This is a genomic window from Streptomyces sp. NBC_00727 (assembly GCF_045161745.1).
Taxonomy (GTDB): Bacteria; Actinomycetota; Actinomycetes; order Streptomycetales; family Streptomycetaceae; genus Streptomyces.
This window is the reverse complement of record NZ_CP108981.1, coordinates 4,902,979-4,927,116: the sequence shown is the minus strand read 5'-3', so window position 1 is coordinate 4,927,116 and position 24,138 is coordinate 4,902,979. Positions and strand designations below refer to the sequence as shown.

Here is a 24,138-nt window from a genome sequence, read left to right as displayed (position 1 = left end):
CACCGGAGCACTGTCGCCCCAGCGGGAATCCCAGGCTTCTCACTGCCTTCGCAAGCCGTTCCTCTGCTGCCATATCACCTTGGCGGTGGACACGTACGCCTGAGCGCGCGCGAGGTGCCCCGAGGGGGGCGGATTGTCGTCCAAACGGTGGTAGACGGAGATCATCTCGTTGACCAGCGTCCGGCCTTCGGCGGTGAGGCCCGCCGAGCCGGCCAGCACGGGCAGTACGGCACCGACCTGTTCGCGGCAGCGGGCGTGCTCGGCCCATGCCAGGTCGTGGTGCGTGACCCGGTGCGCTTGCAGAGCGAACCGCTGCCAGTAGTCGGCGAGCGCCAGGTGCGAGTAGGCGCCCTGGAGCAGACCGTCGAAGGGCCGGGGGTCGGGGCGCCAGGGAGCGAAGTACCGCTCGGTCGTGTCCTCGCGGTGGAGGGGCACCAGGGCGGTGAGGGCGGACAGCTTGGTGTGCTGGAGTTCGTGGACGAGCGTCGAGGCGAAGAAGGCCGCGGTGGCGGGCTTGCTGCTGAGCACGGCCCCGAATGCCTCGCGCCTGGTCGCGCTGCAGTGCGCCGCGCCCTCTCCGTCGGGTCCGGAGCCGGCCGGTTGCCTGAGGGGCACCATGCAGCGGAGCAGCACGGCTGCTTCGGCGATGCGGTGTTCGCCGCCGACGCGCAGCAGGGGTTCGAGGCCGGACCAGGAGCCGGCCCATTTCTTGCGCTCGTGGTCATCGACGTGCACGGCCCCGCTCAGCCCGTACGGGGGCCGGTCCCCGGCCTCGCTGCCGTAGGGATCGACATCGTCGAGAGCCACGGGCGCACTGCCCGGCACGACGGGACGGAGCATGAGCACCGGAAGCCAGCGCGGGTCGGCCGAGCTCAGGGTCCGGTCCGTGTGGCGGCGGACCGTGAACCGCGGGCCGTCCTGCGGGGACAACGTCAACTCGTCCTCGCGGTACGAGAGCCGGACCGGGCCCGCGCCTGACCGGACGGCGCCGAGCGTGGGCAGGGAGACCAGCCCCCGGCGCGGGGTGAGCCGGACGTCGAACCCCACTCCCGCCCGTATCGCCCCCGCCGCCGCCAACGCCGTCAGGTGTGCCAGGTCGGCGCGGAGGTCCGGCCCGGCCGGGGCGTCGGAGGTGAGGCCGCCCAGCAGTCGTTGCGCCCAGGGGCCCGCCAAGGGGTGGAACAGGACGGTGCGCACCGCCTCCCGGTCCGCGAGTTCCGCGGTTTCGAGGAGGGCCCAGTCCTCGCGGAGCCGGTCCAGCAGCTCGGGTGGGCAGACGGCCGGGGGTGCGGCCTCCGCCGCGTCGAGCACGGCTCGCAGGAGGACGAGGCGGCGGGTGTCCTGGTCGCGGACGAGCAGGCCGAGGGATGCGGCGTCGCCCTCGGTGCGGCCGAGTTCGCGCAGGACGTGGTCGGGGATGACGGTGCTCATGGGGGGTCTCCAGCGGTTGCGTCGGCGAGCCGGCCCGCGATGTGGCGGATCAGCCGTTCGAGGTCGGCGCAGTAGACGGAGGGGTTGCGGAAGCCGTTGTCTGCGCGATAGCGGTGTGCGTAGTGGCCGCCACCGCACACGGTCAGCAGCGGACAGGTGCGGCAGGTGGCGGCGAGCGCGTCGGCCCCCGCCTGGCGGGCGGCCACGCCGGGGTGGCGCAGCGCGTCGTCGAAGGTGTGGTGGAAGACGTCGAGGCCGGTGGCGGCCGCGCCGTCGTACGCGGACTTGAGCGAGTCGACCTGTTCGATGGACCCGTCCGTCTCGATGACCACCGCGTTGAGCGGGTCGAGACCGAGGGACTCGGTGGCGGCGGGCAGTCCGAGGAGCAGCGCGACGCACTCCTCGAAGAGCCGGACGTGGGTCTCCCGCCGGGGGGCCTGCCACCAGCGGTCGAAGACGGTGCACAGCCAGTCGCCGTACGGGGTGGCGCGGCCGGGACCGGCAGCGGTGGAAAGGCCCGGCGGCGGGCTGGACCAGTTGCCGTGCGGCAGCAGGAGGTCCAGGGCCGGAGGGCGCAGGGCGAGCAGCGATTCGTACAGCTCCACCGGGTCGGTGCGCGGGTCGACGACGGTGAGGATGCCCGCGTACGCCTCCGGGTGGTGGTCGGCCAGGAGGCGGGCGCCGCGCGAGGCGGCGGGCCAGGAGGGGCGGCCCGCGTGGTCGGTGCGCAGGGTGTTGTGGGCGGCGAGGCCGCCGTCGAGGCTGATGCCGACGCGGATGCCGTGCCGGGCGAGCGTGGTGACGGCGGGGCCGGTGAGCAGCGTGGCGTTGGTCTGCACGGTCGTGTGGACGGCGCAGTCCGCCGGTACGCGCTCGCGCACCGCGTCGGCGAGGGCCGCCAGCCGGCCGGGGCCGGCGAGCAGGGGTTCGCCGCCGTGCAGGACGAGGGCGACGCCGCGCAGCCCGTGCGTGGCCGCGTGCTCGGCGATACGGCCGGCGGTGCGGTCGAGGACGGCGGGCGGGGCGGCGGCCGGGCGGTCGCGCCAGGTGCGGTCGGGGCCCTCGTACAGGTAGCAGTAGCGGCAGGCCAGGTTGCAGCGGCCGTGCACCTTCACGATGAACTGGCCGAAGGGGACCGGGTTCACGCGACCGCGCGCACGGGCGTCTCCTCGCGCCGCACGCTCCTCCCGAGGCGTCGTCCGTCCAGCCAATCGAGCACCCCCGTGCTGTACGCCGGCCGGGATGGCCCCCGCTACCGGCCCGGGGTGAGTGTCCCCGGCGTACGGCGGGCGCAGGCCCGGCCCGGGCCATGATGTCCGGATCGGGCACACCCCCGGCCGAAACCGTGCGGTGCGACGGTCAGAAGGCGTTGGTGAACCCCCAGAGCATCTCCTCGGGCTGCTCCGCCCGCCCCCGCAGATCCGCCACCACCTCCGCGAGCACCGGGTGGTCCATCGTCCGCAGGGTCGCCAGGTCCAGGCCCAGCAGGTCCGGCAGTCCGCCCATGCCCGTCGCGCCCGCCCCGTCGTTCCGTGTCGACTCGTTCATCACGCCTCCCCGTACCGCAGCTCCGGGCCGCCCGTCGGCCCGCTCGTCGTCGAACGCGCCCCGCCGGTCCCGCCTCCCTGGCCTGCCGTGTCGTCGCCTGCCGGCCGTGTGCGCCGGAGCACGGGCCCGCTCGTCGTCGAGCGCGCCGCACTCACCGCTCCAGCTCCACCAGCCGTTCGGCGGTCGCTTCGCCCGCCGCGCCGCCGTCGTCCGGCAGTTTGCGCCACTCCTGACGGGCCGCCCGGTACGCGTCCCGCGCGGCCCGGGGGCGGCCCGCTCTCTCGTACGTCATACCCCGCCAGTGGTTGGCTGTAGCAGCCAATTCCACGGCTTCCCGGAGATGTTGTGGAGTCTCCAGCTCCGTTTGCGCGTCGCCCGCGGAGTCGGCGGCCGAGCGGAAGGCCTCCGCCGCCTCGTCGCGGCGGGCCGGGCGGTCGAGGATGCCGGCGGCCTGGAGGAGGGCCCGGCCCAGCTCCAGCCAGCAGCGGGCGGCGGTGAGCGGGTCCGTGGCCTCCTCGGCGGCGAGCTTGAAGAGGTACTCCGCCTCCCGCAGATCGACCCGGTCCGCCGTGGCGCGGTGGCGCAGCATCAGGGCGCGGCCCAGCATCAGCAGGCGCTCGGACTGGTGGGCGCCGCCGGCCGGCATCTCGGAGCGGCAGTCGCGCAGCACGCGTACCGCCGCACCGATGTACTCGCGGCCGTCCGGGAGTTCGGCGCGGCGCAGCAGCGTGGCGCCCCATTCGGCGAGCAGGTCGGTGTAGGCGCGGGAGTCGCGGGGGATGCCCCGGGCCGCGCGGGCGAACCACTCGGTGGCGGCGACGAGTTCGGCGGGGTCGCCGGTGTGCTCGTAGCGGGTGACCCGGACGCGCCCGGCCCGGGTCTGGAGCTGGGCGCGCTGGCGCTGGTCGCGCACGGTCTCCAGCGCCTGGGTGGTGAGGGTTGCGGCCTCCTCCGGCTCGGCGCCCGAGGCGAGCAGCGCGTCGACGAGGTCGAGGACGATGCGGACCTCGGTGCCCATGGTCTGTTGGCCGCCCTGGGCGAACGCGGTGCGCAGGGAGCGGGCCGACTGGCGGGCGTACTCGCGGGACTGTTCGCCGTCCTGGGTGGCGCGGGCGAGCCTCAGCAGTGTGCGGCCGTGCTGGAGGGGCAGGACGGCCGGGCGGTTCTCCTGGTCGGGCCAGGCGTCGGCGAAGGCCTCCAGCATCCCGCAGGCGCTCTGCAGCAGCGCGGTGTCGCCGTCGATCCGCCACTGCGCCTCCAGGGCGCGCACCCGTTCCAGGGTGAGCCGCAGCGCTTCGCCGGGCTCCAGGCCGGGGCTCGCGCAGGCGGCGGTGTACTCGCGGTCGGCGCGCCGCAGCAGCTCCAGCGCGCCGCGCCGGTCGCCGCGCCTGCGCCGGTCGTCGGCCGCCGCGTGCAGCACCTTGGCGAGCACCGCGCGTTCGCGTACGGCGCCGGGGCGGGCGGCGGCCCGTTCGGCGGCGCGTTCGGCCTCGTCGAGCAGGTCGGCGCCGCCCTGCACCTCCCACAGGCGCAGCACGCAGCGCGCGTACTCCGCCCACAGTTCGGTGTCCTCGCCGGCTTCGCCGCCGTGGTCGGCGGCGCCCCTGAGCAGTTGTACGGCGTCGATCAGGCGCTGCACCATCTTGTCGGCCTCGAAGTGCCGTACGAGTTCACGGGCGCGCCGCACGGCGAGGCCGCCGGCCCGGGAGTCGGGGGAGGTCTTGGGCTCGGGGGTCACGAACCTGGGGGGTACGGGCATGAATCGCTCCAGTACGCGTGCTGCGACTTCGGCAAAGGCGTGGGGGACGCGCGGACCGCCGCGTCTCTCGTTCCCCCCGTTCCCCTCGTTCTCCTCACTGTCGTCGGCGTCCTCCGCGTCCGCGTCGCCGTCCGGCGAGGCGCCGGCCGCACCCGGGGCCGGCGGCGCCACGAAGGGGATGCCGTGCGCGGTGCCGCTGGTGGTGCCGTCGCCGAGCTGGGCGTAGGCCAGGGCCGGGAAGTTGGGCCCGCCCTTGCCGAACCGCTGCTCTATGTATTGCGAACAGTGCTTGAGTACGAGCAGAGCCTCGTCACGGCCGAGCGGCCCGAGCAGCGCCTCCTGGACGTCGGGCTCGAACGCGTACCACTGTCCGCGTCCGGTGCCGCCCTCCTGCCGCTTGAGGAGGCCGCTCAGCAGGACTTCGGCGAGTTCGGAGGGGCCCGACTGGGGCAGCATCGTGCGCTGGACGAGTTGCATGACGGGCAGGTAGAGGGGGGCCGCCGCGAGGTAGACGGCGAGCTGTCCGGCGGCCGGGGAGGCCGTCGAGCGGAACCGGCTGACCAGTTGCAGCGAGGACAGGGCGTCGCCCCCGCGGCGGGCGGCGGCCGCCGGCTGGTCGGCCCTGACCCAGCCGACCGCGCCCGGGACGGACGCCGCGCCGGTGCCGGAGAGCAGCCTCGCCCAGGCGGCGAGGGCGTCCGCGGCCGGCGGCAGGACGGGCACGGCGAGGGCGCCGGGGTGGGCGGGGCCCGTTCCGGCGTCGCCCGTGACCTTCAGCAGGGTGGCCCCGGCGGGGCCCTCGCCCCGGGTCAGCGAGCCGAAGGTGACCGGCAGCCGGGTCCGGTTCCACATGCGCTGCGGGAGCGGCTGGAGCACGGCGACCGGGGCGAGCCGGGCGAGCTGGTGCAGCAGCCGGTGGGCGTGTCCGCTGCGCCAGAGCGGGCCCGCGCAGTCGCTGACGACGACGGTGACCCGGCGCCCGGTGGGGTCGCTGAGCCGGTCCGCCGAGTGCAGCGGGGCGGCGGCGGGGTCCGGGCTGCGGCTGACCGTGCAGCCGCCGTCCGGTCCGGGGTGCAGGTAGCGCATCTGCACGTCCCGGAAGGCGCCGAGCTGGGCGAATATCTGCTGGAGCTCCTCGAACATCCGGTCCCAGACCAGCATCGAGGAGGAGGCGTCCATCACGCACTGCACGACGGCGTCGCCGCGCCGGACGCCCCGGAACACCGGCATGATCACGCCGCCGGCGCGGGCGCTGCGTTCGGCGGTCGCCGTCTCGTCCAGGACGCGGCGCAGCGGGGCGGAGACCGGGCGGTAGCGCTGCAACGGGCGCAGGGCGCGGCTCAGTTCGAGGGGGGCGGGCAGGACGGGGGCGGCGGGCACGCCGAGGGGCAGCACGGCGGTGCGGGAGTCGGTGCCGGGCTGTGCGGCGGGGTCCTGGGCGGGTGTCCCGTCACCGGGCCGGGTGCGGCCGGGGACGGGGTGCAGGGAGATCCGCTCGCCGTCGCCGGGCCGGCCGGTCTCCTCACGCCGGGTGTCCCGGTCCGGAGTGCGTACGTCCCCGGGTGGCCGCGTCGCGGTCCGGCCGGGCTCGGCGCGCTCGTCGGAGGTCCGGGCGTCGCCGGGGCCCTCGCCGTCCGCGTCCGGGTCCTCGTCGGAGGCGTCGGCGCTCCGGGTCCAGCGGGCCAGCCAGAGCGCGTCGCAGAGCTGCTCAACGTCGGGGTCGAGCCCGGCGCCGCGCAGCCTTGCGACGAGCTCCGGGAGTAACCCGGTGTCGTACGGCTCCGAGGCGCCCGGTGTCCCGTCGGGCCCAGGCGTCACGGAGGCACCGGGCGCACCACCGGGCCCGTCACCCTCGCCGTTGCCGTCCGCCGCACCGGACATCAGATCCTCACCTCGGCCGGTCGAGTCGCTGGATGAGCAGGTCGGCCAGCCGGTCGCGGCCGGCCGGTGACGCGGCGTGCGTCAGGTAGATCGCGTTCAGCAGCTGGTCGGTGGCGAGGAGTTCGGTGCGGGAGCGTTCCAGGAAGTGGGCGATGAGGTCGTCGCTGGCGCGGGCCGCCTCCTCGCCGAGGTGGGCCTTGACGAAGGAGGCGAGCCGCTTGTGGTCGGGGCGGCCCAGCTCCAGGTGGATGCAGCGGCGCATCAGCGGGGCCGGGAAGTCCCGTTCTCCGTTGCTCGTGAGCACGACGAAGGGGAAGGCCCGGCACTGCACCCGGCCGCCCTTGATGCGGACCTTGTTGCCGTCGTGGTCGAGGACGTCCGCCTCACCGTCGGGCAGCCGGTCGGCGATCCGTTCCAGCTCGGGGATGGCGAACTCGCCCTCCTCCAGCACGTTCAGCAGGTCGTTCGGGAGGTCGATGTCGCTCTTGTCCAGCTCGTCGATGAGCAGGACGCGCGGCCGGTCCGAGGGCAGCAGCGCGGTGCCGAGCGGGCCGAGCCGGATGTAACTGCCCACGCTCTGGGCCGCGTCGGCCGCGCCGCCCGCCGCCGCCGCGTGCGAGGCGATCTGGACGTCCTGGAGCCGGGCGATGGCGTCGTAGTGGTAGAGGCCGTCGAGCAGCGTGGTGCGGCTGACCACGGGCCAGCGCAGCACCTTGCCGAGCTCCAGCTCCCGGGCCACGGAGTGGGCCAGGGTGCTCTTGCCGGCCCCCGGGTCGCCGGTGACCAGCAGCGGGCGCCGCAGGTACAGCGCCGCGTTGATCATCTCCAGTTCCTCGGCGCCGGGCCGGTGCTCCTCGGCGACGCGGCCGGGGATGCCGAGCCGGCGGTCACCGCCGTCCGCGGCACCGGACCCGCGGCCTCCGGTGAAGTCGCGCCAGGGCGGCGGGGGCGGCAGCTGCGGCACCTCGTCGTGCGGTTCGCCGATGCCCCGGTAGATGAGCCACTCGCTCGGTTCACTCATAGCGCGTTCCTCGTCGTCACTCGTCCGCGACCCTCGGCCCCCGTCGAACGTGCCTTACCGTAGCGATCCGGCCCAACACCCGTAAGGGGCAGGCGGGTTCGCTTACGTGAGTGATGCGGTACGCAGTGGGTCACGGCGCCTCCAGGAAGTCGGAGCCCGGCAGCGGACGGTGCGGATCGTCGTAGTAGAGGGCGGCGCCGGCGGACCAGTACATCTCCGTCCGCCCCGCGCCGACCCCTCGTCTCAGTTCGTGGATCTTCCACGGCAGCCGGTCGTGGGTGCGGGTGTCCGACACCGCCTCGGCCACGCGCCGGTGGAACTCCTTGCAGACCGTGTCGGCCTCCGTCGCCCGCCGCTGGAGCAGGGCCACGCCGAAGCCGCTGTCGAGCAGCCGCACCACTCCGGCCGTGACGTCGGCGTCCGGCCGGCTTCCGTAACGGCACAGGACGGGCACGGTTCCGTGGGCCAGGGTGCTCAGCCGCGCCGGCTCCGGTACTCGTACCCGTAATTCGTCCTCGCAGTCGACGACTTCGGCCCGTATGCCGGTGATGAGCCCGGCGTCCCAGCGGGCCGGCCGCTGCCCGTCCGCGCCCTGGTACGGGCTGCGCAGCACCACCGGGCGTACGGCTCCGAGCCGCTGTCCGGACTGCGGCAGCACCCAGTCGTCGACCGGAAGCCCGAACAGCGGCGGTGCGACGACGACCTGGAGCATGGCCGGGCTGTCCGGCTCGTCACAGCGGCGGAACGCCTCGGTGAGCGCGGCGGCCAGCCGGTCCGGGACGGTGCCGAGCGGAGCGCCGCGGCTGTCCTCGTCCACGGGCTCCGCCTCCCCCGCCCGGCGGTCCACGGCGACCCGCCAGTCGTACTGGTCGGGGGCCCAGTACTGGACGTCCACATGGAGCACGACGCAGTCGCGGTCGCCGTACAGGACGGGTTCGCTCGCCGGGGCCCGGGCGGCCCGCTGGCGGTTCTGCTCCAGGCGCAGCCGGATCTCGGCCCACTCCACGCCCAGCTGCCGGCGCAGGTCCCTGGGCAGTTCGGCGTCCGCGATGCGCTTGACCCAGCCCCACAGCGCCTTGGCGTTCCGCACGGAGAGCTGGCCGCAGGGCCGGTCGGCCGCGAGGACGCCCATGCAGTAGCGCACGATCAGTTCGAACCGTGCCTCACGGTCGCGGGCGCGGGCGTCGTACAGGGCGCCGAGCCCGTCGCGCCAGGCGCGCGGGGCCGGGCGGTGGTCGCGGGCGTACACCCCGGGCAGCCGGTCCAGCAGCGTCAGCAGGGCGCGGGTGCTCGCGGGGGGCGGCAACTCGGCGAGGCGGCCGAGCAGTTCGGCGCGGAGCTTGGGGCCGAGGATGCCGCCGGGCGGGGCGGGCAGCTCGCTCTGCGCGTCGGTCCAGGTCCGGTCGGTGCCGGCGGAGCTGGTGTGCTGGTCGGCGTGGTAGCGGTCGTGGGCGTGGAAGACGGCCTGGTAGGGGTCGTCGGTCTCGGTCTCCACGGGGCCGGCCGGCACCTCCAGGGTGCGCAGTCGCTCGACGCCGACGGCGGTCCCGCCCTGGTGGCCGTCGAGCCGCGACTTGATGACGCCGACGACCTCGCCCCGGACGAGGTCGACCAGCGGGCCGCCGGACATGCCGAGCTCCACCCAGTCCCCGTCGAGCCGCACCACCTGCTCGGCGTCGCCCGACGCCCCGTACGAGCCCTTCACGACGCAGACCCCGCTGCGGTTCTGCAGTCCGCCGCCCTGTCCCGGCGCCCAGCCCACGCAGCGCACCTCGCGGCTGCGGAGCATCGCCTCGGACCGCTCGGTGACGTACACGCAGGGGTGCTCGACCGGCCGCTGGAGCTGGATGAGGGCGAGGTCGGGGGCCGGCCAGCCGCCGGGCCCGGGCAGCCGGGCGCCGGGCAGGGCGGCGACGACCTTGCCGGGCACCTCGGTCAGCTCGGTGCTGTAGCGGTCCGCCTTGAACCACACGCCCACCATGCCGCCCTCCCCCCGCATCGCCACGTGTGCGCACGTGAGGACCCAGCTGGGTGCGACGAAGAAGCCGCTGCCCAGGAAGTCCCCTTCCGACCCGTCCTGGGCATACCCGGACGGTGGGCGATGGATGCGTACGGTCGCGTCCTGCACGAGGTCCATGAGGGCAGCCTGGGCGGGTTCGAGCACCCCCTCTGCGCCCCCTCGGTCCTCGGAGGTCATGCCCCGCCGCCGTCGGTGTCGTCCGCTCCGCCCGGGTGTGCCGGTGCGCCGGGGGGCGCCCCGGCGGGCGGGAAGCCGGGAGGTGCGCCCGCGCCCGGCGGCGCGGCGGGCGGTGGTGCGGGGGGCGCGAAGGGGACGGGCGTCTGCGCCGGTACGGGAGCGGGCGGCGGCGCGTCGACCGGGGGCCCGCCGCCGTTCCAGGTGAGCGTCACCGTGATGGCGCCCTTGGCCTCGCCGTCCGCGAGCAGCCCGACGATCTTGCCGGACTTGGCGGTCAGCTCGATCCCGAACTCGACGCTCACCTCGTCCGGCCGCACCGCGCGCAGCGGCACGGCGAGCGAGCGCGCCACCCCGGTCACCACGGAGTGCAGGCTCTCGACGCGGGCCTGGACCTGGTCCGCGATGTCCCCGAAGCCGGTGTCCGTGTAGGTCGGACCGCCGCCGGGCGCGGGACCGGCCAGCTCCTCGGCCCCCGAGATCCGGGCCCAGACCGGTGTGCCGTCCGGCAGCTCGATGCGCGTAATACGGGACCCACTGTCGCTCATGACAACCCCCCCGTTCGCCAACTACCCGCAGATTAACGGCCGTAGTCGGCGGATGAGGGGTAGATCGAAGAGGAGGGGGAAGCGGGCGGGCAAACCGCGCCGGGGGCCGCTCTAGACTTGGGCCATGTACTTCACCGACCGCGGTATCGAGGAGCTGGAGAAGCGGCGAGGCGAGGAAGAGGTCACGTTCGAGTGGCTCGCCGAGCAGCTGCGTACGTTCGTCGATCTGAACCCCGACTTCGAGGTGCCGGTCGAGCGCCTCGCGACCTGGCTGGCCCGTCTGGACGACGAGGACGAGGACGAGTAGGGCCTTTCGTTTGGATCAGCCCGTTCCCTCCCCGCCGCGTACCCGGTCGTACGCGAGGCCCAGCGCACCGTGCGCCATCAGGAGCACCCCGGCGAAGGCCCAGCCGCCGCTGCGCCGGGCCGCTCCCCACAGGACGAGCGGCAGCCCGGCCGCGAGCTGGGCGCCCGCCAGGGCCCTCGCCCGCGGTCCGCGCACCCAGGGGCCGAGCCGGCTGCTCTCCACCGCGCCCAGGTCGACCTTGACCGCGTCGCGCCACCCGGTCCACTCGACGCGCTCGGCTCCCTCCCACCCCTCGGGGCCCTGCTCGTCCGGGTCGGCTCCGAGTCCGGCCGGGAGCGCGAGGCCGGTGCGGGTGAGTACGGCGAGCAGCCCGCGCAGCCGGGCCCGGGCGTCGGTGTCCGGGTCGGGGCGGGTGAGCGCTTCGAGCGACTGCACGTCCAGTACGGGGTCGAGCCCGAGCCGCTCGGCGAACGTACGCATCGCCTCGTCCTCACCTGCCGGGGTGCCGTCCGCGAGCCAGACGTAGCCCACCGGGCGGCGGAATCCCGAGGCGAGGGTGTATCCGGCCCGGTCGCCGTCCCACCACAGCGCGAGCACGGGCCAGGTGGAGCCGACCGCGAGCGCGGTGGCCCAGCCGCCCAGCACCCGGTCGACGGGTTCGGCGCGCTCCCCCTCCCCCGACCGTGCTCGGCGGCCGCCCTGCCAGGGCTCGCCCTCGGGTACGAGGACGCTCCACCCTTGCCCGGCCTGCGCGAGCAGCAGCGGTTCGCGCAGCAGGTGCGCGACCGGGCGCACGGCGTCCGGCACGGTCCGGCACAGCAGCAGGGCACCCACGGGTGAGGTCGCGTCCATGCGTCACACGGTAGGACACCTCGAACGTATTTGATGCGTTTTGCGCCCTTTGGGCGGCACTCGGGCACCGTAACCCTGTCTTGACTTCCCCGATCCGCGATATATCGTGTTCATCAAGAGACGCGATATGTTGCGTCGTCCGCGCAATCGGGAGGTCAGATCCATGCCAGTCTCGACATGGTCCGTCGCCGAGCCCCGGAAGCTGACCTTCGACGAGCCGGTGACCGCCCTGAAGGTGCGCGTCGTCAACGGCACGGTCAACGTGGTCGGCACCGACGAACCGACCGCACGCCTGGAGGTGTCCGCGATCGAAGGACCGCCGCTCCTCGTGACGCAGGAGGACGGGGTCCTGACCGTGGCGTACGAGGATCTGGCCTGGCAGAACCTGCTGAAGTGGTTCGACCGCAAGGAATGGCGCCGCCACGCGGTCGTCTCGCTCGCGGTCCCGGCCGGCGCGACGGTGGAGGTCGGCGCGGTCGGCGCCGGGGCCTTCGTCTCCGGGATCCGGGGACGTACGGAGGTACGCGGCGTCAACGGCGACACCACGCTCGTCAACCTCTCCGGGCCGGTCGGCGCGGAGACCGTCTCCGGCGGCGTGGAGGCCCAGTCCGTCACCGGCGACCTGCGCTTCAAGTCGGTCTCCGGCGATCTGACGGTCGTCGAGGGGGCGGGCACCTCCGTGAAGGCCGAGTCCGTCAGCGGCGGCATGGTGCTCGACGTGGACGCGGCCGGCAAGCCCACCGACATCCGGCTGACCACGGTCTCCGGCGAGATCGCCATCCGGCTCCCCCACCCCGCCGACGCACGGGTCGAGGCGAACACCGCGAGCGGTTCCGTCTCCAACGGCTTCGAGGACCTGCGGGTCAGCGGCCAGTGGGGCGCGAAGAAGATCACCGGCACCCTGGGCTCCGGCACCGGCACCCTGAAGGCGTCGACGGTCTCCGGATCGATCGCGCTCCTGCGCCGCCCACCGGCCGAGGACGAACCGCACGACGCCGAGCCGACCGGAAAGGTGCTCTGACATGCCCCCCGTTTTCGCCCACGGCCGTCTGCGGCTGTACCTCCTGAAGCTGCTCGACGAGGCCCCCCGGCACGGTTACGAAGTGATCCGGCTGCTGGAGGAACGATTCCAGGGCCTGTACGCCCCCTCGGCCGGCACGGTCTACCCCCGGCTGGCCAAGCTGGAGGCCGAGGGACTGGTCACGCACGCCACCGAGGGCGGCCGCAAGGTCTACTCGATCAGCGAGGCCGGCCGCGCCGAACTGGCCGACCGCACCGGTGAACTCGCCGACCTGGAGCTGGAGATCCGGGAGTCCGTCTCCGAGCTGGCCGCCGAGATGCGCGACGACGTGCGCGGGGCCGCGGGCAAGCTGCGCAGCGAGATGCGGGCAGCCGCCGACGAGTCGCGCCACACGTCCGGGGGGCCCGGGACCGGCGCCAAGGGATCGCCGTTCGGCGGCTTCGGCGACCTGGGCGACTTCGGGGACCTGCGGGACAAGGAGGCGTGGCGCTCCGCGAAGGAGGAGCTGCGCAAGGCCGGACAGGAGTGGAAGGAGCAGGCCCGCCGCGCGAAGGACGAGTCCCGGCGCGCCCGCCAGGACGCCCAGCAGGCCCGCCGCCAGGCCAAGGAGGCCCAGGACCGGGCGCGCGAGCAGATGCAGAACGCCGCCCGCCAGGTCCAGGAGCACTTCGCCCGGGGCGACTGGCCGGCCGGGGTCCGCGAGGGCCTGGCCGAGATCACCGGCCAGCTCGGCGGCTTCGCCCGTACGGGGAGCTGGGCGCCGCACGCCAGGCCGGACGCGGCGGACACCGACCCCGAGTGGGGCAAGGACGCGGGCGGCACCGGCGACCCGGCCCGCGACCTGGACCGGCTGCTCGACCGCTTCCGCGACGAGATCCGCGACGCGGCGAGGGACCACGGGGTGACGGAGGCCCAGCTCGCGGAGGCCCGCCTGCACTTGGCGACGGCGGCGGCACACGTGGCCGGGGTGCTGCGGGGGGACGGCAAGAAGTAGGTACGGGGCCGGCGGGGCCGACGGCGCGACCGATGGGGGCCGGCCGGGCCGACGGCGCGACCGGTGGGGGCCGGCCGGGCCGACGGCGCGACCGGCCCCCGTACGGTCAGCCCGCCTTGCGGTGGTCCTCCGCGCCGCCGGCCCCGTCGCCGTACAGCGCGCGCTCGGCCGACGCGTACGTCACGCCGTGCTCCGCGAGGACGTCGGCGACCGGGCCGGGCGTCGCGGTGAGGGCCAGCAGGAGGTGCTCGCCTCCGATGAACCGGTCGCCGCGTCCGAGCGCGACGCGCAGCGACTTCTCCAGCACCTTCTTCGCCTCCCGGGTGAAGGACGGGCGGCCCGCTCGCCGCCGGCCCGCGCGGTCGCCCCGCAGGGCCCCCTCGCCGTGCGCCTCCTCGATGCGCGAGACGACGGCGGTGAGGTCGATCCCGATGTCCGCGAGCGCCTCGGCGTCCGCCTTGCTCATGCCGCCGCGCCTGCCGGCCTCGGCGAGCGCGGCGGCCACCGAGTCCCTGCGGTCCGCCAGCCCCAGCGCGGTGATCGCGAAGGAGGCCCGGCCGGTGTCCTGGTCCAGCAGGGCGAGCAGCAGATGTTCCCCGGTGACCTTGCCGGCCCCGGTCCGCTCGGCGTGCCCCACGGCTCCGGTCACCGTGGCCCGGGCGTCCTTGGTGAATCGCTCGAACATCAATGCCTCCCGTACTTCTTGTGCACGGCCTGCCTGCTGACGCCCAGTTCGGCCGCGATCTCCTGCCACGACCAGCCCTTGGCGCGGGCGCTCCTGACTTGTACGGCTTCCAGCTGCTCAAGCAGCCGCCGCAGCGCGGCGACCGACCGCAGCCCCACCCGGGGGTCGCGGTCGCCCGCCCGCTCGGCGAGATCCGTTGCTTCGGTCATGGTGTCAACTTATATTGACACCGAACCCGTGTCAACCGTTGTTGACAGTGAGCACGATCTTCCCGAACTGGTCGCCCGCCGCGAGGCGTTCGAAGCCCTCCCGGGCGCGGTCCAGCGGCAGTACCTCGTCGACGACGGGGCGCACGCCGGTGGTGGCGCAGAAGGCGAGGAGATCCTCCAGCTCGTCCTTGGAGCCCATGGTCGAGCCGACGACCTTCAGCTCCAGGAAGAAGATCCGGGTCAGCTCGGCGTGCGAGGGCCGGTCGCCGCTGGTGGCACCGGAGATGACCAGGGTGCCGCCGGGGCGCAGCGACTTGACGGAATGCGACCAGGTGGCGGCGCCGACCGTCTCGATGACGGCGTCCACCCGGTGGGGCAGCCGGGCGCCCGCCTCGAACGCGTCGACGGCGCCGAGCTCGACGGCCCGCTTGCGCCTGGCCTCGTCGCGGCTGGTGGCGTAGACCCGCAGTCCTGCGGCCCGCCCGAGCACGATCGCGGCGGTCGCGACCCCGCCGCCGGCGCCCTGGACGAGCACGGAGTCCCCGGGGCGGACCCCCGCGTTGGTGAAGAGCATCCGGTACGCGGTCAGCCAGGCGGTCGGCAGGCAGGCGGCCTGCTCGAAGCTCAGCTCCTCGGGCTTGGGCAGCACGTTGTGGGTGGGGACGGTGACCTGTTCGGCGAACGTGCCCTGGTGGCGCTCGGTGAGGATCGAGCGGGGTTCGTCCGGGCCGACCCCGTGGCCGGTCTGGCCGATGACGGAGTGCAGGACGACCTCGTTGCCGTCCTGGTCGACACCGGCGGCGTCGCAGCCGAGGATCATCGGCAGCTTGTCCTCGGCGAGGCCGACGCCGCGCAGGGACCAGAGGTCGTGGTGGTTGAGGGAGGCGGCCCGGACGTTCACGGTGGTCCACCCGGGCCGGGCCTGCGGGGCTGGGCGGTCGCCCAGTTCGAGGCCGTTGAGGGGGTTGGCGGGGTCGAGGCTGGATGCGTAGGCGGCGAACATGCCGCCGACGATAGGGGGCGCCGTACTGACGCGTAACCGGCTGCGGGTGTGACACGCACCGCGCGTCACGGGGGCGCCTGCGGCGGGCCTTGTCCCCTGCCCGCCCCTTCCCGAACCAGGGCGCTGCCCCGGACCCCGCGCCTCAAACGCCGGCGAGGCTGGGATGGCCGGGAAGTCGCCCCGCCGCCGCGGATACGCGGCGGCGGGGGCGAAAACCAAGCCCCTCCGGCGATTGAGGAGCGGGGGCACGGGGGCAGCTCCCCCGCAACGCCTCAGCGCCGGGCCACACCCTCCGCCCGCGCCGCCGCGGCCACAGCGGCCGTCACCGCCGGAGCGACCCGCTCGTCGAACGGCGACGGAATCACGTAATCCGCCGCCAGCTCATCGCCGACGACGTCGGCCAACGCGTTGGCCGCCGCGATCTTCATGCCCTCCGTGATCCGGGACGCCCGGACCTGGAGCGCGCCCGCGAAGATCCCCGGGAACGCCAGCACGTTGTTGATCTGGTTCGGGTAGTCCGAGCGCCCCGTCGCCACGACGGACGCGTACTTGTGCGCGATGTCCGGGTGGACCTCGGGGTTCGGGTTGGCCATCGCGAAGACGAACGCACCGGGCGCCATCGACGCCACGGCCGCCTCCGGGACCGTACCGCCGGAGACGCCGATGAAGACGTCCGCGCCGGCGAGCGCCACCTCCAGCGGGCCCGAGATGCCCGCCCGGTTGGTGAGCTCCGCGAGCTCCCGCTTGACGTCGGTCAGGTCCTCGCGGTCCCGGCTGACGATGCCCTTGCGGTCGGCGACGGCCACGTCACCGAGCCCCGCCTCCAGCAGGAACTTGGCGATGGCGACCCCGGCCGCACCGGCGCCGGAGATCACGGCGCGCAGGTCGCCCAGGCTGCGCCCGGACAGCTTCGCCGCGTTGCGCAGGGCGGCCAGCGTCACGACGGCCGTGCCGTGCTGGTCGTCGTGGAAGACGGGAATGTCGAGCCGCTCCTGGAGCTTGCGCTCGATCTCGAAGCAGCGCGGCGCCGAGATGTCCTCCAGGTTCACCCCGCCGAAGGAGGGGGCGAGCCGGACGACGGTCTCGACGATCTCGTCCGCGTCGGTGGTCGCGAGCGCGATCGGCACCGCGTCCACGCCGCCGAACTGCTTGAAGAGGATCGCCTTGCCCTCCATCACGGGGAGGGACGCCTCGGGACCGATGTCGCCGAGGCCGAGCACCGCCGTACCGTCCGTCACGACGGCGACGACCTGCGACTTCCAGGTGTAGTCGTGGACGAGCTCGGGCTGCTCGGCGATCGCACTGCAGACCTTCGCCACGCCCGGTGTGTACGCGAGGGACAGGTCGTCCTTGTCCCGGATCGGGACGGTGGCCTGCACGGCCATCTTCCCGCCCCGGTGGAGGGCGAAGGCCGGATCGAACGGCTCGTCGGTGGTGCTGTCGGTGGTGCTGTCGCTGCGAGGATTGACGATCTCCGCTGCCATGGTGTTGACCCCTTAAGTCTTCATCGTTTGAGGGTGGCCACTCCTGGTCGAGGAGGGGTGGGCGGACCCGCGTACGAGCCCTACGCCCGGCGGTTGGCCCGCACCGGCAGGGGAGATACGTACGCGCGGGCGCGCCGCACACGCGCCCTGAGCCCCGGATGAGGGGTGTAAAGGTCTTTCTTACCGGACGGACCAGGTCAGGGACGAGCTCATATCGGCTCCGTGACATGACTCATAGTGGGCCCCATTTCAACAGGTCAGCCTTGTGCCGTGCCTGAGTCCACGACGCGAGACGCGCCGCAGATCCTCCGGTCGCGAGAAGGAAACCCCACAAAAGGTCCGGCCGTGGTGTACCGGCCCCAAGAGGTTCGGGGATCGCCCGTTACCCGATTTTGACATGCCGGGCCCCCTGTTCGGGCTAATCCGCATGGCAACATGCCGTAATCACACAAGGCGGCGACACCCGATGCCGTGTTTCATTACCGCCCTGGCAACCACCCTGACCTGCCGGAGGAACCCGCTCATGACCGCACGCCCCACCCGTCGTACGGCCGCGAAGACCCGCATCGCGGCGGTCGGCGCCATCGCGGTCGCCGGCACCATGCTGCTGACCGCCTGTGGCGACCAGACGAAGAACAACGACGCCGGCGGCTCGGAGACGGCCAAGACCGACGGCGGCGCCTCCGCCGGAACGGCCTCGCCCGCCGACCTCCTCCCCGCGGACATCAAGTCCAAGGGCGTCATCAAGGTCGGCTCCGACATCGCGTACCCGCCGGTCGAGTTCAAGGACAAGTCCGGCAAGACCGTGGGTATCGACCCCGACCTCGCCGCCGCGCTCGGCAAGGAGCTGGGCGTCGAGTTCAAGTTCGAGAACGGCACGTTCGACACCCTGATCACGGGCCTGCGCTCCAAGCGCTACGACATCGCCATGTCGGCGATGACGGACAGCAAGGAGCGCCAGGAGGGCATCGACCCGGAGACGAAGAAGAAGGTCGGCGAGGGCGTCGACTTCGTCGACTACTTCACCGCCGGTGTCTCGGTCTACACCAAGAAGGGCGACGACCAGGGCATCAAGACCTGGGCCGACCTCTGCGGCAAGAAGATCGCCGTCCAGCGCAACACCGTCTCGCACGACCTGGCCAAGGACGAGTCCAAGAAGTGCACCGGCGGCAAGAAGATCGCCATCGAGCCCTACGACACGGACCTGGAGGCCCAGACCCGCATCCGCTCGGGCGGCGCCGACGCCGGCTCCTCCGACTTCCCGGTCGCCGCGTACGCGGTGAAGACCTCGGGCGGCGGCAACGACTTCCAGATCGTCGGTGACCAGGTCGAGGCGGCCCCGTACGGCATCGCCGTCGCCAAGGGCAACGACCAGCTCACCAAGGCCCTCAAGGCGGCCATGGACGCGATCATCAAGAGCGGCGAGTACGAGAAGGTCATCGCCAAGTGGGGCGTCGAGGCCGGCGCGGTCACCGAGGCCAAGGTGAACGGCGGGTCCTGACCGGATCCGACGCTGAAAGGCATCAGCCGTGACTGACATCAAGAAGACGGGACCGGCCGACGAGCCGCCCGCATCCCCCGCCACGGCGGCGGCGCCCGCACCGGAGGCCATCAGGGCCGTCCCGGTCCGGCACTACGGCCGGTACGTATCGGCGCTCGTCGCCATCGCCCTGCTCGCCTCGATCATCTACGCCTTCAGCCAGGGCAAGATCAACTGGGGCGCGGTACCGGACTACTTCTTCGACCACCGCATCATCGACGGGGTCGGCCAGACGCTGCTGCTGACCGCCCTGTCGATGCTCATCGGCGTGGTCGGCGGCATCCTGCTCGCCGTCATGCGCCTCTCGAAGAACCCGGTCACCTCGTCGATCGCGTGGTTCTACATCTGGTTCTTCCGGGGCACCCCGGTCCTGGTCCAGCTGTTCGTGTGGTTCAACCTGGGTCTGGTCTTCGAGTACATCAACCTCGGGCTGATCTACAAGGACTACTGGTCGAGCTTCATGACGCCGCTGCTGACGGCGCTGCTCGGCCTCGGCCTCAACGAGGCCGCGTACATGGCGGAGATCTGCCGGGCCGGTCTGCTCTCGGTCGACGAGGGCCAGACGGAGGCGTCACACGCGCTGGGCATGAGCCACTCGAAGACCCTCCGTCGCGTCGTGATCCCGCAGGCCATGCGGGTGATCGTGCCGCCCACGGGCAACGAGGTCATCAACATGCTGAAGACCACCTCGCTGGTGGCGGCCGTGCAGTTCTACGAACTCTTCAAGAACGCCCAGGACATCGGGCAGAGTTCCGGGTCGCCGGTGGAGATGTACTTCCTCGCCGCGGCCTGGTACCTGATCATGACCTCGGTGCTCAGCGTGGGGCAGTACTACCTGGAGCGGTACTACGCGCGTGGATCCAGCCGGAGCCTGCCGGCGACCCCGTTCCAGAAGGTCAAGGCCTCGCTGCTGTCGATCGGCCGCCCGAAGGGAGGCATCGCATGACCGCGATGGTGAAGGCCGAGGGCGTCCACAAGTCCTTCGGCACCGCGCACATCCTCAAGGGCATCGACCTGGAGGTCGCCCCGCGGGAGGTCTTCTGTCTGATCGGCCCGTCCGGTTCCGGCAAGTCGACGTTCCTGCGGTGCATCAACCACCTGGAGCAGATCAGCGCCGGCCGGCTGTACGTCGACGGCGAGCTGGTGGGCTACCGCCAGAAGGGCGACAAGCTCTACGAGCTCAAGGACAGCGAAGTCGCCCTCAAGCGCCGGGACATCGGCATGGTCTTCCAGCGCTTCAACCTGTTCCCGCACATGACGGCGCTGGAGAACGTCATGGAGGCGCCCATCCAGGTCAAGCGCGAGGCCAAGGCGGTCGCCCGGGCCCGTGCCGAGCGGCTGCTGGACCGGGTCGGCCTCGGCGACAAGGCGAAGAACTACCCCTCGCAGCTCTCCGGCGGACAGCAGCAGCGGGTGGCCATCGCCCGGGCGCTGGCCATGGAACCGAAGCTGATGCTCTTCGACGAGCCCACCTCGGCACTCGACCCGGAGCTGGTCGGTGACGTCCTCGACGTCATGCGGGGCCTCGCCGAGGACGGGATGACGATGGTCGTCGTCACCCACGAGATGGGCTTCGCCCGCGAGGTCGGCGACGCGCTGGTCTTCATGGACGACGGCGTGGTGGTCGAGTCGGGCCACCCGCGCGACGTCCTGACCAACCCGCACCACGACCGGACGAAGTCGTTCCTGTCCAAGGTGCTCTAGGAATACGCCGAAGGGGCGGTACGGGCCGGCGTGGCCCGTACCGCCCCTTCGCGTTGCCGGGGATCACTTCCCCGGCAGCAGCTCCGTACGCAGCACCAGCTCGCGCAGCTGCGCGCGGGTGAGCGGCGGGGTCTTCAGCAGCGGGCCCTGCACGACGTCGGCCTCGAAGCCGGTGCTGTCGCGCACGCCCAGCAGGCTGCCGTCCGCCAGGGTGAGCCGGGCGACCAGCTCCGGCCCCCACTGCGGGGTGCCCTCGCCGTAGTCCATGTCGTCGCTCCAGATGGTGAGCACCCGCCCGCCGGACAGCTCCTCGCGGACGCAGTCGGTGCGGGCCGGCTCGCCGTTCGTCGGGTTGCACAGGTCCTCGGCCCGCGGGCCGCCGCCGAGCTTCTTCTTCACGGCCTTCGGGGCCATGACGTCGATGGTCAGATAGCCGACACCGCCGTCCCGGCGGACCGCGTACTGCCCGTCCAGCGGCCCGGTCCTCGGCGGCTCGTCCGGGGCCGGGGTCACGTGCTTGATGATCTCCGCGAACGACACCTCCTCGACCTTGCCGACACCGCCCGGCAGCAGCCCGGTCAGCCGCGCGGCCCGCCCGGTGTCCGCGGGCGCCTTCGACGAGGACGCCACGGACGAGGTCTGCGGGGCCGTCGGCGCGGAGGAGGAGGCCAGTTGCGGCACCACGAACGCCCCGGCCGCCACCGTGCAGACCGCCGCCGCCGACACCGCGGCCCGGCGCCGCCACCGCACCCGGGCGGCCTTCGCGTAGACCGCCTCCGTGCTGATGACCGGCCGCCCCGCGTCGCCGGCGGCCCGCCCCAGCAGCTCACGCACGTCACTCATACCAATACCTCCGCCATCTCGGCGCGCAGCGCCGCCAACCCCCGAGCCGTGTGGCTCTTGACCGTGTTCTCCCGCATCCCGAGCGTCTCGGCCGTGGCCTCGACGCTCAGGTCCTCCCAGTAGCGCAGCACCAGGACGGCCCGTTGCCTGGGCGTGAGCCGGGCGAGCGCCGCCCGTACCGCCAGGCCGGTGTCCGTGTCGGGTGCCGCGACGGCCCGCTCGGGCAGTTCCCCGTAGGCCTGCTCGCGGCGCCAGAACCGTCGGCGGGCCGCGATGAAGGTGTTGACCAGGGTCTTGCGTGCGTACGCCTCGATGTTGTCGAGCCGCCCGTGCCGCCGCCCGCCGAGCACCACCTTGACCAGAGTCGCCTGGACCAGGTCCTCGGCCTCGTGCCGGTCGCCGCAGAGCAGGAACGCGCTGCGGAACAGGGCGGTCCGTCTGCTCTCGACGAAGGCGTGCAGCGCGTCGTGGTCATCGCTCCGCATCCTCGGTGTCCTTCCCCCGGCCCGCGGGCGCGGACCGTCTCACCCTTCCAGTGCGCTGGGCGCGGCGGCGGGTTGCGGCGCGCGTGGGAGGAATTCGGGAGGCGCAGTGACCACCCCGGCACCCCACCCCCGTTCGTAATACCCTGTACGCTAAACGACCCATTACGCCGCACCGCACCGCCCCCTGCACCGACGCCGTAAGGACAACTCGTGGAACTGGCCTATTACTCGGACTACGCCGTGCGCCTGGTCAACACCGAGGAACCGGCCCGCAACAAGGACGTCCTGACCTCGGTCGAGGCGGTCCGCGACCTGTTCGGCGCGAACGGCCAGGCGGCCCGGCGCGCGACCGATTCGGACGTGACCCGGTTCCGGTCCGTACGGGCCCGGCTGCGCGCGGTCTTCGAGGCGGCTGACGACGGGGACGAGCGGCTGGCCGTCGACCTGCTCAACTCCCTGCTGATGGAGTTCCCCGTCAGCCCGCAGATCTCCGGCCACGACGTCCGCGACGCCGACGGGAAGCCGGACTGGCACATGCACCTCGCGGACCACCCGTCCAACGCCACGGCGGGCTACGCCGCGATCGCCGCCATGGGCCTGGCCTTCCACCTCACCTCGTACGGGGTGGACCGGCTCGGGCTGTGCGAGGCCGCGCCGTGCCGCAACGCCTACCTCGACACCTCGACCAACCGCTCCCGCCGCTACTGCTCGGACCGCTGCGCGACCCGGGCCAACGTGGCCGCCTACCGGGCCCGCAAGCGCCTGGAGACCGAGCGCGCCGCCGACAGCGGCCGCAGCGCGGAGAACGCCCAGGCCGCGACCCCGCGCAGCGAGCGCTGATCCTTCGTCAGCGGCCGGTACCGCGCCCGGGCCCTGGCCAGCACCAGCTCCTCGGGCACCGTCCCGTAGTCCGTGCTGTCCCCGCCCGCGTAAGTGTTGTCCCCCAGCACCCACCAGCCGCCGGCCCGCCGCTCCACGGCCCGCTTCACCACCAGCAGGTCCTGCTGGAACGGGTGGCGCAGAATCACCACGTCCCCGGGGCGCACCGGCGCCCCGTACTGCACGAGCAGCCAGTCCCCGTGGTGGAGCGTGGGCACCATCGAGGGCCCCGTCACCTCCACCACCTGGAAGGGCACCCGCGCCGACAGCCCCCGTACGGGCTGCTCATCGGCCGGCTCCGACACCTCAGGCACCTCCCTCATCTCCTCCGGCACCTCCCCGGTGCGTCCAGTACACCGTCCCTCACAGGGTTTCGTACATTCGGCCACTGGACCCACACCCATCCCGGACTTTTGGCCTAAGCCCCCGGGGGCACTCGCTGAAAGAGGCTTCTCACGGAGTAATGTCCCACCTGAGAAGACGATCACGAGGAAGGACAGCTCAATGCTTTCCCGCCTGTTTGCCCCCAAGGTGAAGGTCAGCGCCCACTGCGACCTGCCCTGCGGCGTGTACGACCCGGCCCAGGCCCGCATCGAGGCGGAGTCCGTCAAGGCCGTCCAGGAGAAGTACCAGGCCAACGAGGACCCGCACTTCCGCGCCCGCGCCGTGGTCATCAAGGAGCAGCGCGCCGAGCTCGCGAAGCACCACGTCTCGGTCCTGTGGAGCGACTACTTCAAGGCCCCGCACTTCGAGAAGTACCCGCAGCTCCACCAGCTGGTCAACGACACCCTGAAGGCCCTCTCGGCCGCCAAGGGCTCGACGGACCCGGCCACCGGCCAGAAGGCGCTGGACCTGATCGCGGAGATCGACAAGATCTTCTGGGAGACCAAGAAGGCCTGATCGGCCGCGAGTTCTGCCGACGGCTGCGCCGCAGGTCAGAGCGGACACGAGAGGGGCCCGACCGCTTCCCGCGGTCGGGCCCCTCTGTCTTTCCAAGATCATCTGGGAGGCGTTTGGAGGATCATTTTCAGGCGGCCTTCCAGTGGCGCCAGTCGGCCGCGACGTCGGCCTCGTCGGTGAGCGACTTCTCCCACGCCTGCTGGAGTGCGCGGGCGATGTTGAGCTCCATCTCGGGTGACGTGTGCGAGTACGTCCCTTCGACACCCTGCAGCTTGTGCCCCATCCGCTCTTCGACCGCGACCCTCGGGTGTCCCTGCTCGTCCAGCCAGACCTTGTGGCCGTGTCGCAGGCCGTGCGGCACCATCCCGTCCAAGCCCTTGACTCCCGGCATCGCCTCTTGCGCGGGTCGTCCTCGGCGGGACGGCTACCTCCTCCTGGCCGTCGACGATGGGGTGCCAGAACCTCCCGTAGAACTGGTCGTCGACCCGGAGCGGCCGGCCCCGCTGCGTCGGGAAGACGAGGTGGTCGTGACTGCTCGTCGTGAGCAGCTGGGAAGTGGAGGTCGCGGACAACCTGCCTCAGGTCATGGTCCGCGACTCCAAGCACCTGGACGAGATCGGTCCGGAGCTGAACGCCTCCCGGCCAGCCTGGACGGCCTTCATCAGCTCGATGAAGTGACGCCAAGAGCGCCCCGACGGCCCCCTCTGCGTGAGGGGGCCTTCTGCTGTCTTTGGCGGGCGTACCGGGGCCCCTCAAGCATTTCTCCACTGAGTCCGGGAGTGCAGCGCAATCCTCCACAGGTAATGGCAAGTCGCGTGTGGAGGGGGCAGGGTCGCCTGCGAAGGAAGCA

At 72.9% G+C, this 24,138-nt stretch carries 25 protein-coding genes; 9 read left to right on the top strand and 16 right to left on the bottom strand.

The genetic code is table 11. The features are described 5' to 3' along the window. Window positions 1-39 precede the first annotated feature (39 nt). The 7 genes from OG242_RS22495 to OG242_RS22465 form a co-directional block, all read right to left on the bottom strand. Window positions 40-1,431 carry an aKG-HExxH-type peptide beta-hydroxylase gene (locus OG242_RS22495; protein WP_405899865.1) on the bottom strand — a complete coding sequence of 464 codons (1,392 nt, stop codon included), beginning with the start codon at window positions 1,429-1,431 and terminating at the stop codon, window positions 40-42. Further along, on the bottom strand, window positions 1,428-2,576 hold the full coding sequence (locus tag OG242_RS22490; protein WP_405899864.1) for an FxsB family cyclophane-forming radical SAM/SPASM peptide maturase: 1,149 nt from the start codon (window positions 2,574-2,576) through the stop codon (window positions 1,428-1,430). The genes OG242_RS22495 and OG242_RS22490 overlap by 4 nt, the downstream gene beginning before the upstream one ends. 214 nt (window positions 2,577-2,790) lie before the next feature. Further along, window positions 2,791-2,979, bottom strand: a complete 189-nt coding sequence (gene fxsA / locus OG242_RS22485; RefSeq protein ID WP_405899863.1) for an FxSxx-COOH cyclophane-containing RiPP peptide — start codon at window positions 2,977-2,979, stop codon at window positions 2,791-2,793. Window positions 2,980-3,130: 151 nt separating this feature from the next. Further along, a complete protein-coding gene (locus OG242_RS22480; RefSeq protein ID WP_405899862.1) occupies window positions 3,131-6,619 on the bottom strand; it encodes an SAV_2336 N-terminal domain-related protein in 3,489 nt (1,162 codons plus the stop codon). Between the two features lie 7 nt (window positions 6,620-6,626). Continuing rightward, window positions 6,627-7,640: an AAA family ATPase gene (locus tag OG242_RS22475; RefSeq protein ID WP_405899861.1), complete on the bottom strand. Its 1,014-nt coding sequence runs from the start codon at window positions 7,638-7,640 to the stop codon at window positions 6,627-6,629. A gap of 130 nt (window positions 7,641-7,770) precedes the next feature. Further along, a complete protein-coding gene (locus OG242_RS22470; RefSeq protein ID WP_405899860.1) occupies window positions 7,771-9,777 on the bottom strand; it encodes a trypsin-like peptidase domain-containing protein in 2,007 nt (668 codons plus the stop codon). 56 nt (window positions 9,778-9,833) lie between these two features. Further along, window positions 9,834-10,382 carry a CU044_2847 family protein gene (locus tag OG242_RS22465; protein WP_405899859.1) on the bottom strand — a complete coding sequence of 183 codons (549 nt, stop codon included), beginning with the start codon at window positions 10,380-10,382 and terminating at the stop codon, window positions 9,834-9,836. 124 nt (window positions 10,383-10,506) lie between these two features. Between OG242_RS22465 and OG242_RS22460 the strand changes: the two genes are divergently transcribed. Beyond that, window positions 10,507-10,689 carry a DUF6104 family protein gene (locus tag OG242_RS22460; RefSeq protein ID WP_003961784.1) on the top strand — a complete coding sequence of 61 codons (183 nt, stop codon included), beginning with the start codon at window positions 10,507-10,509 and terminating at the stop codon, window positions 10,687-10,689. A gap of 15 nt (window positions 10,690-10,704) precedes the next feature. Here OG242_RS22460 and OG242_RS22455 read toward each other — a convergent pair whose 3' ends face one another. Further along, window positions 10,705-11,541, bottom strand: a complete 837-nt coding sequence (locus OG242_RS22455; RefSeq protein WP_405899858.1) for a hypothetical protein — start codon at window positions 11,539-11,541, stop codon at window positions 10,705-10,707. Between the two features lie 163 nt (window positions 11,542-11,704). Here OG242_RS22455 and OG242_RS22450 point away from each other — a divergent pair, with 163 nt between their 5' ends. Together OG242_RS22450 and OG242_RS22445 are read left to right on the top strand one after the other, a co-directional pair. Further along, window positions 11,705-12,562 (top strand): DUF4097 family beta strand repeat-containing protein, encoded by an 858-nt coding sequence (locus OG242_RS22450; RefSeq protein WP_405899857.1) that lies wholly within the window; start codon window positions 11,705-11,707, stop codon window positions 12,560-12,562. A 1-nt stretch (window position 12,563) separates the two neighbouring features. After that, the gene (locus OG242_RS22445; RefSeq protein WP_405899856.1) at window positions 12,564-13,556 is read left to right on the top strand and encodes a helix-turn-helix transcriptional regulator; all 993 of its coding nucleotides are present in this window, start codon (window positions 12,564-12,566) and stop codon (window positions 13,554-13,556) included. Window positions 13,557-13,662: 106 nt separating this feature from the next. Here OG242_RS22445 and OG242_RS22440 read toward each other — a convergent pair whose 3' ends face one another. The 4 genes from OG242_RS22440 to OG242_RS22425 all read right to left on the bottom strand — a co-directional run bounded on the left by OG242_RS22440 (window position 13,663) and on the right by OG242_RS22425 (window position 16,937). Further along, window positions 13,663-14,241 carry a Clp protease N-terminal domain-containing protein gene (locus tag OG242_RS22440; protein WP_405899855.1) on the bottom strand — a complete coding sequence of 193 codons (579 nt, stop codon included), beginning with the start codon at window positions 14,239-14,241 and terminating at the stop codon, window positions 13,663-13,665. Beyond that, on the bottom strand, window positions 14,241-14,450 hold the full coding sequence (locus tag OG242_RS22435; RefSeq protein ID WP_018102716.1) for a helix-turn-helix domain-containing protein: 210 nt from the start codon (window positions 14,448-14,450) through the stop codon (window positions 14,241-14,243). Before OG242_RS22435 ends, OG242_RS22440 begins: the two co-directional genes overlap by 1 nt. A 31-nt stretch (window positions 14,451-14,481) precedes the next feature. Beyond that, window positions 14,482-15,453, bottom strand: coding sequence for a zinc-binding dehydrogenase (locus tag OG242_RS22430; protein ID WP_405899854.1), 972 nt, complete (start codon window positions 15,451-15,453; stop codon window positions 14,482-14,484). Between the two features lie 272 nt (window positions 15,454-15,725). Next, the gene (locus tag OG242_RS22425; protein WP_093706270.1) at window positions 15,726-16,937 is read right to left on the bottom strand and encodes an NADP-dependent malic enzyme; all 1,212 of its coding nucleotides are present in this window, start codon (window positions 16,935-16,937) and stop codon (window positions 15,726-15,728) included. Between the two features lie 523 nt (window positions 16,938-17,460). Here OG242_RS22425 and OG242_RS22420 point away from each other — a divergent pair. Genes OG242_RS22420 through OG242_RS22410 form a run of 3 tightly spaced genes read left to right on the top strand, consistent with a single transcriptional unit; the run spans window position 17,461 to window position 20,181 of the window. Further along, window positions 17,461-18,438, top strand: a complete 978-nt coding sequence (locus OG242_RS22420) for an ABC transporter substrate-binding protein (RefSeq protein WP_405899853.1) — start codon at window positions 17,461-17,463, stop codon at window positions 18,436-18,438. 28 nt (window positions 18,439-18,466) lie between these two features. Further along, window positions 18,467-19,423, top strand: a complete 957-nt coding sequence (locus OG242_RS22415) for an amino acid ABC transporter permease (protein WP_405899852.1) — start codon at window positions 18,467-18,469, stop codon at window positions 19,421-19,423. Beyond that, window positions 19,420-20,181 carry an amino acid ABC transporter ATP-binding protein gene (locus tag OG242_RS22410; RefSeq protein WP_405899851.1) on the top strand — a complete coding sequence of 254 codons (762 nt, stop codon included), beginning with the start codon at window positions 19,420-19,422 and terminating at the stop codon, window positions 20,179-20,181. The genes OG242_RS22415 and OG242_RS22410 overlap by 4 nt, the downstream gene beginning before the upstream one ends. Before the next feature lie 63 nt (window positions 20,182-20,244). Here the strand turns inward: OG242_RS22410 and OG242_RS22405 are convergent, their stop codons facing one another. Beyond that, window positions 20,245-21,024 carry a hypothetical protein gene (locus OG242_RS22405; protein ID WP_405899850.1) on the bottom strand — a complete coding sequence of 260 codons (780 nt, stop codon included), beginning with the start codon at window positions 21,022-21,024 and terminating at the stop codon, window positions 20,245-20,247. After that, window positions 21,021-21,509 (bottom strand): SigE family RNA polymerase sigma factor, encoded by a 489-nt coding sequence (locus tag OG242_RS22400; RefSeq protein WP_405899849.1) that lies wholly within the window; start codon window positions 21,507-21,509, stop codon window positions 21,021-21,023. The genes OG242_RS22405 and OG242_RS22400 overlap by 4 nt, the downstream gene beginning before the upstream one ends. A 210-nt stretch (window positions 21,510-21,719) precedes the next feature. On the opposite strand from OG242_RS22400, the gene OG242_RS22395 reads away from it, so the two are divergent. Then, complete coding sequence (locus OG242_RS22395) at window positions 21,720-22,349, top strand: CGNR zinc finger domain-containing protein (protein WP_405899848.1); 630 nt, start codon at window positions 21,720-21,722, stop codon at window positions 22,347-22,349. Here the strand turns inward: OG242_RS22395 and sodX are convergent. Then, window positions 22,253-22,711, bottom strand: a complete 459-nt coding sequence (gene sodX / locus OG242_RS22390) for a nickel-type superoxide dismutase maturation protease (protein ID WP_405899847.1) — start codon at window positions 22,709-22,711, stop codon at window positions 22,253-22,255. The genes OG242_RS22395 and sodX overlap by 97 nt on opposite strands. Window positions 22,712-22,892: 181 nt before the next feature. Here sodX and sodN point away from each other — a divergent pair, with 181 nt between their 5' ends. Then, a complete protein-coding gene (gene sodN, locus OG242_RS22385; protein ID WP_239223397.1) occupies window positions 22,893-23,288 on the top strand; it encodes a superoxide dismutase, Ni in 396 nt (131 codons plus the stop codon). A 127-nt stretch (window positions 23,289-23,415) separates the two neighbouring features. On the opposite strand, the gene OG242_RS22380 is transcribed toward sodN, so the two are convergent. Continuing rightward, a complete protein-coding gene (locus OG242_RS22380) occupies window positions 23,416-23,661 on the bottom strand; it encodes a hypothetical protein (RefSeq protein ID WP_405899846.1) in 246 nt (81 codons plus the stop codon). Window positions 23,662-23,828: 167 nt separating this feature from the next. Between OG242_RS22380 and OG242_RS22375 the strand changes: the two genes are divergently transcribed. Beyond that, window positions 23,829-23,966 (top strand): DUF397 domain-containing protein, encoded by a 138-nt coding sequence (locus tag OG242_RS22375; protein WP_405899845.1) that lies wholly within the window; start codon window positions 23,829-23,831, stop codon window positions 23,964-23,966. The last annotated feature ends 172 nt before the right edge of the window (window positions 23,967-24,138 follow it).

Excerpts from the sequence above, each read along its gene's own strand:
- OG242_RS22495 (WP_405899865.1), bottom strand. The coding sequence starts at position 1,431 with ATGAGCACCGTCATCCCCGACCACGTCCTGCGCGAACTCGGCCGCACC.
- OG242_RS22455 (WP_405899858.1), bottom strand. The coding sequence starts at position 11,541 with ATGGACGCGACCTCACCCGTGGGTGCCCTGCTGCTGTGCCGGACCGTG.
- OG242_RS22470 (WP_405899860.1), bottom strand. The coding sequence starts at position 9,777 with ATGGACCTCGTGCAGGACGCGACCGTACGCATCCATCGCCCACCGTCC.
- fxsA (WP_405899863.1), bottom strand. The coding sequence starts at position 2,979 with ATGAACGAGTCGACACGGAACGACGGGGCGGGCGCGACGGGCATGGGC.
- OG242_RS22465 (WP_405899859.1), bottom strand. The coding sequence starts at position 10,382 with ATGAGCGACAGTGGGTCCCGTATTACGCGCATCGAGCTGCCGGACGGC.
- OG242_RS22440 (WP_405899855.1), bottom strand. The coding sequence starts at position 14,241 with ATGTTCGAGCGATTCACCAAGGACGCCCGGGCCACGGTGACCGGAGCC.
- OG242_RS22405 (WP_405899850.1), bottom strand. The coding sequence starts at position 21,024 with ATGAGTGACGTGCGTGAGCTGCTGGGGCGGGCCGCCGGCGACGCGGGG.
- OG242_RS22450 (WP_405899857.1), top strand. The coding sequence starts at position 11,705 with ATGCCAGTCTCGACATGGTCCGTCGCCGAGCCCCGGAAGCTGACCTTC.
- OG242_RS22480 (WP_405899862.1), bottom strand. The coding sequence starts at position 6,619 with ATGTCCGGTGCGGCGGACGGCAACGGCGAGGGTGACGGGCCCGGTGGT.
- OG242_RS22435 (WP_018102716.1), bottom strand. The coding sequence starts at position 14,450 with ATGACCGAAGCAACGGATCTCGCCGAGCGGGCGGGCGACCGCGACCCC.
- OG242_RS22410 (WP_405899851.1), top strand. The coding sequence starts at position 19,420 with ATGACCGCGATGGTGAAGGCCGAGGGCGTCCACAAGTCCTTCGGCACC.
- sodX (WP_405899847.1), bottom strand. The coding sequence starts at position 22,711 with ATGAGGGAGGTGCCTGAGGTGTCGGAGCCGGCCGATGAGCAGCCCGTA.
- OG242_RS22475 (WP_405899861.1), bottom strand. The coding sequence starts at position 7,640 with ATGAGTGAACCGAGCGAGTGGCTCATCTACCGGGGCATCGGCGAACCG.
- OG242_RS22400 (WP_405899849.1), bottom strand. The coding sequence starts at position 21,509 with ATGCGGAGCGATGACCACGACGCGCTGCACGCCTTCGTCGAGAGCAGA.
- OG242_RS22430 (WP_405899854.1), bottom strand. The coding sequence starts at position 15,453 with ATGTTCGCCGCCTACGCATCCAGCCTCGACCCCGCCAACCCCCTCAAC.
- OG242_RS22425 (WP_093706270.1), bottom strand. The coding sequence starts at position 16,937 with ATGGCAGCGGAGATCGTCAATCCTCGCAGCGACAGCACCACCGACAGC.
- OG242_RS22445 (WP_405899856.1), top strand. The coding sequence starts at position 12,564 with ATGCCCCCCGTTTTCGCCCACGGCCGTCTGCGGCTGTACCTCCTGAAG.
- sodN (WP_239223397.1), top strand. The coding sequence starts at position 22,893 with ATGCTTTCCCGCCTGTTTGCCCCCAAGGTGAAGGTCAGCGCCCACTGC.
- OG242_RS22420 (WP_405899853.1), top strand. The coding sequence starts at position 17,461 with ATGACCGCACGCCCCACCCGTCGTACGGCCGCGAAGACCCGCATCGCG.
- OG242_RS22460 (WP_003961784.1), top strand. The coding sequence starts at position 10,507 with ATGTACTTCACCGACCGCGGTATCGAGGAGCTGGAGAAGCGGCGAGGC.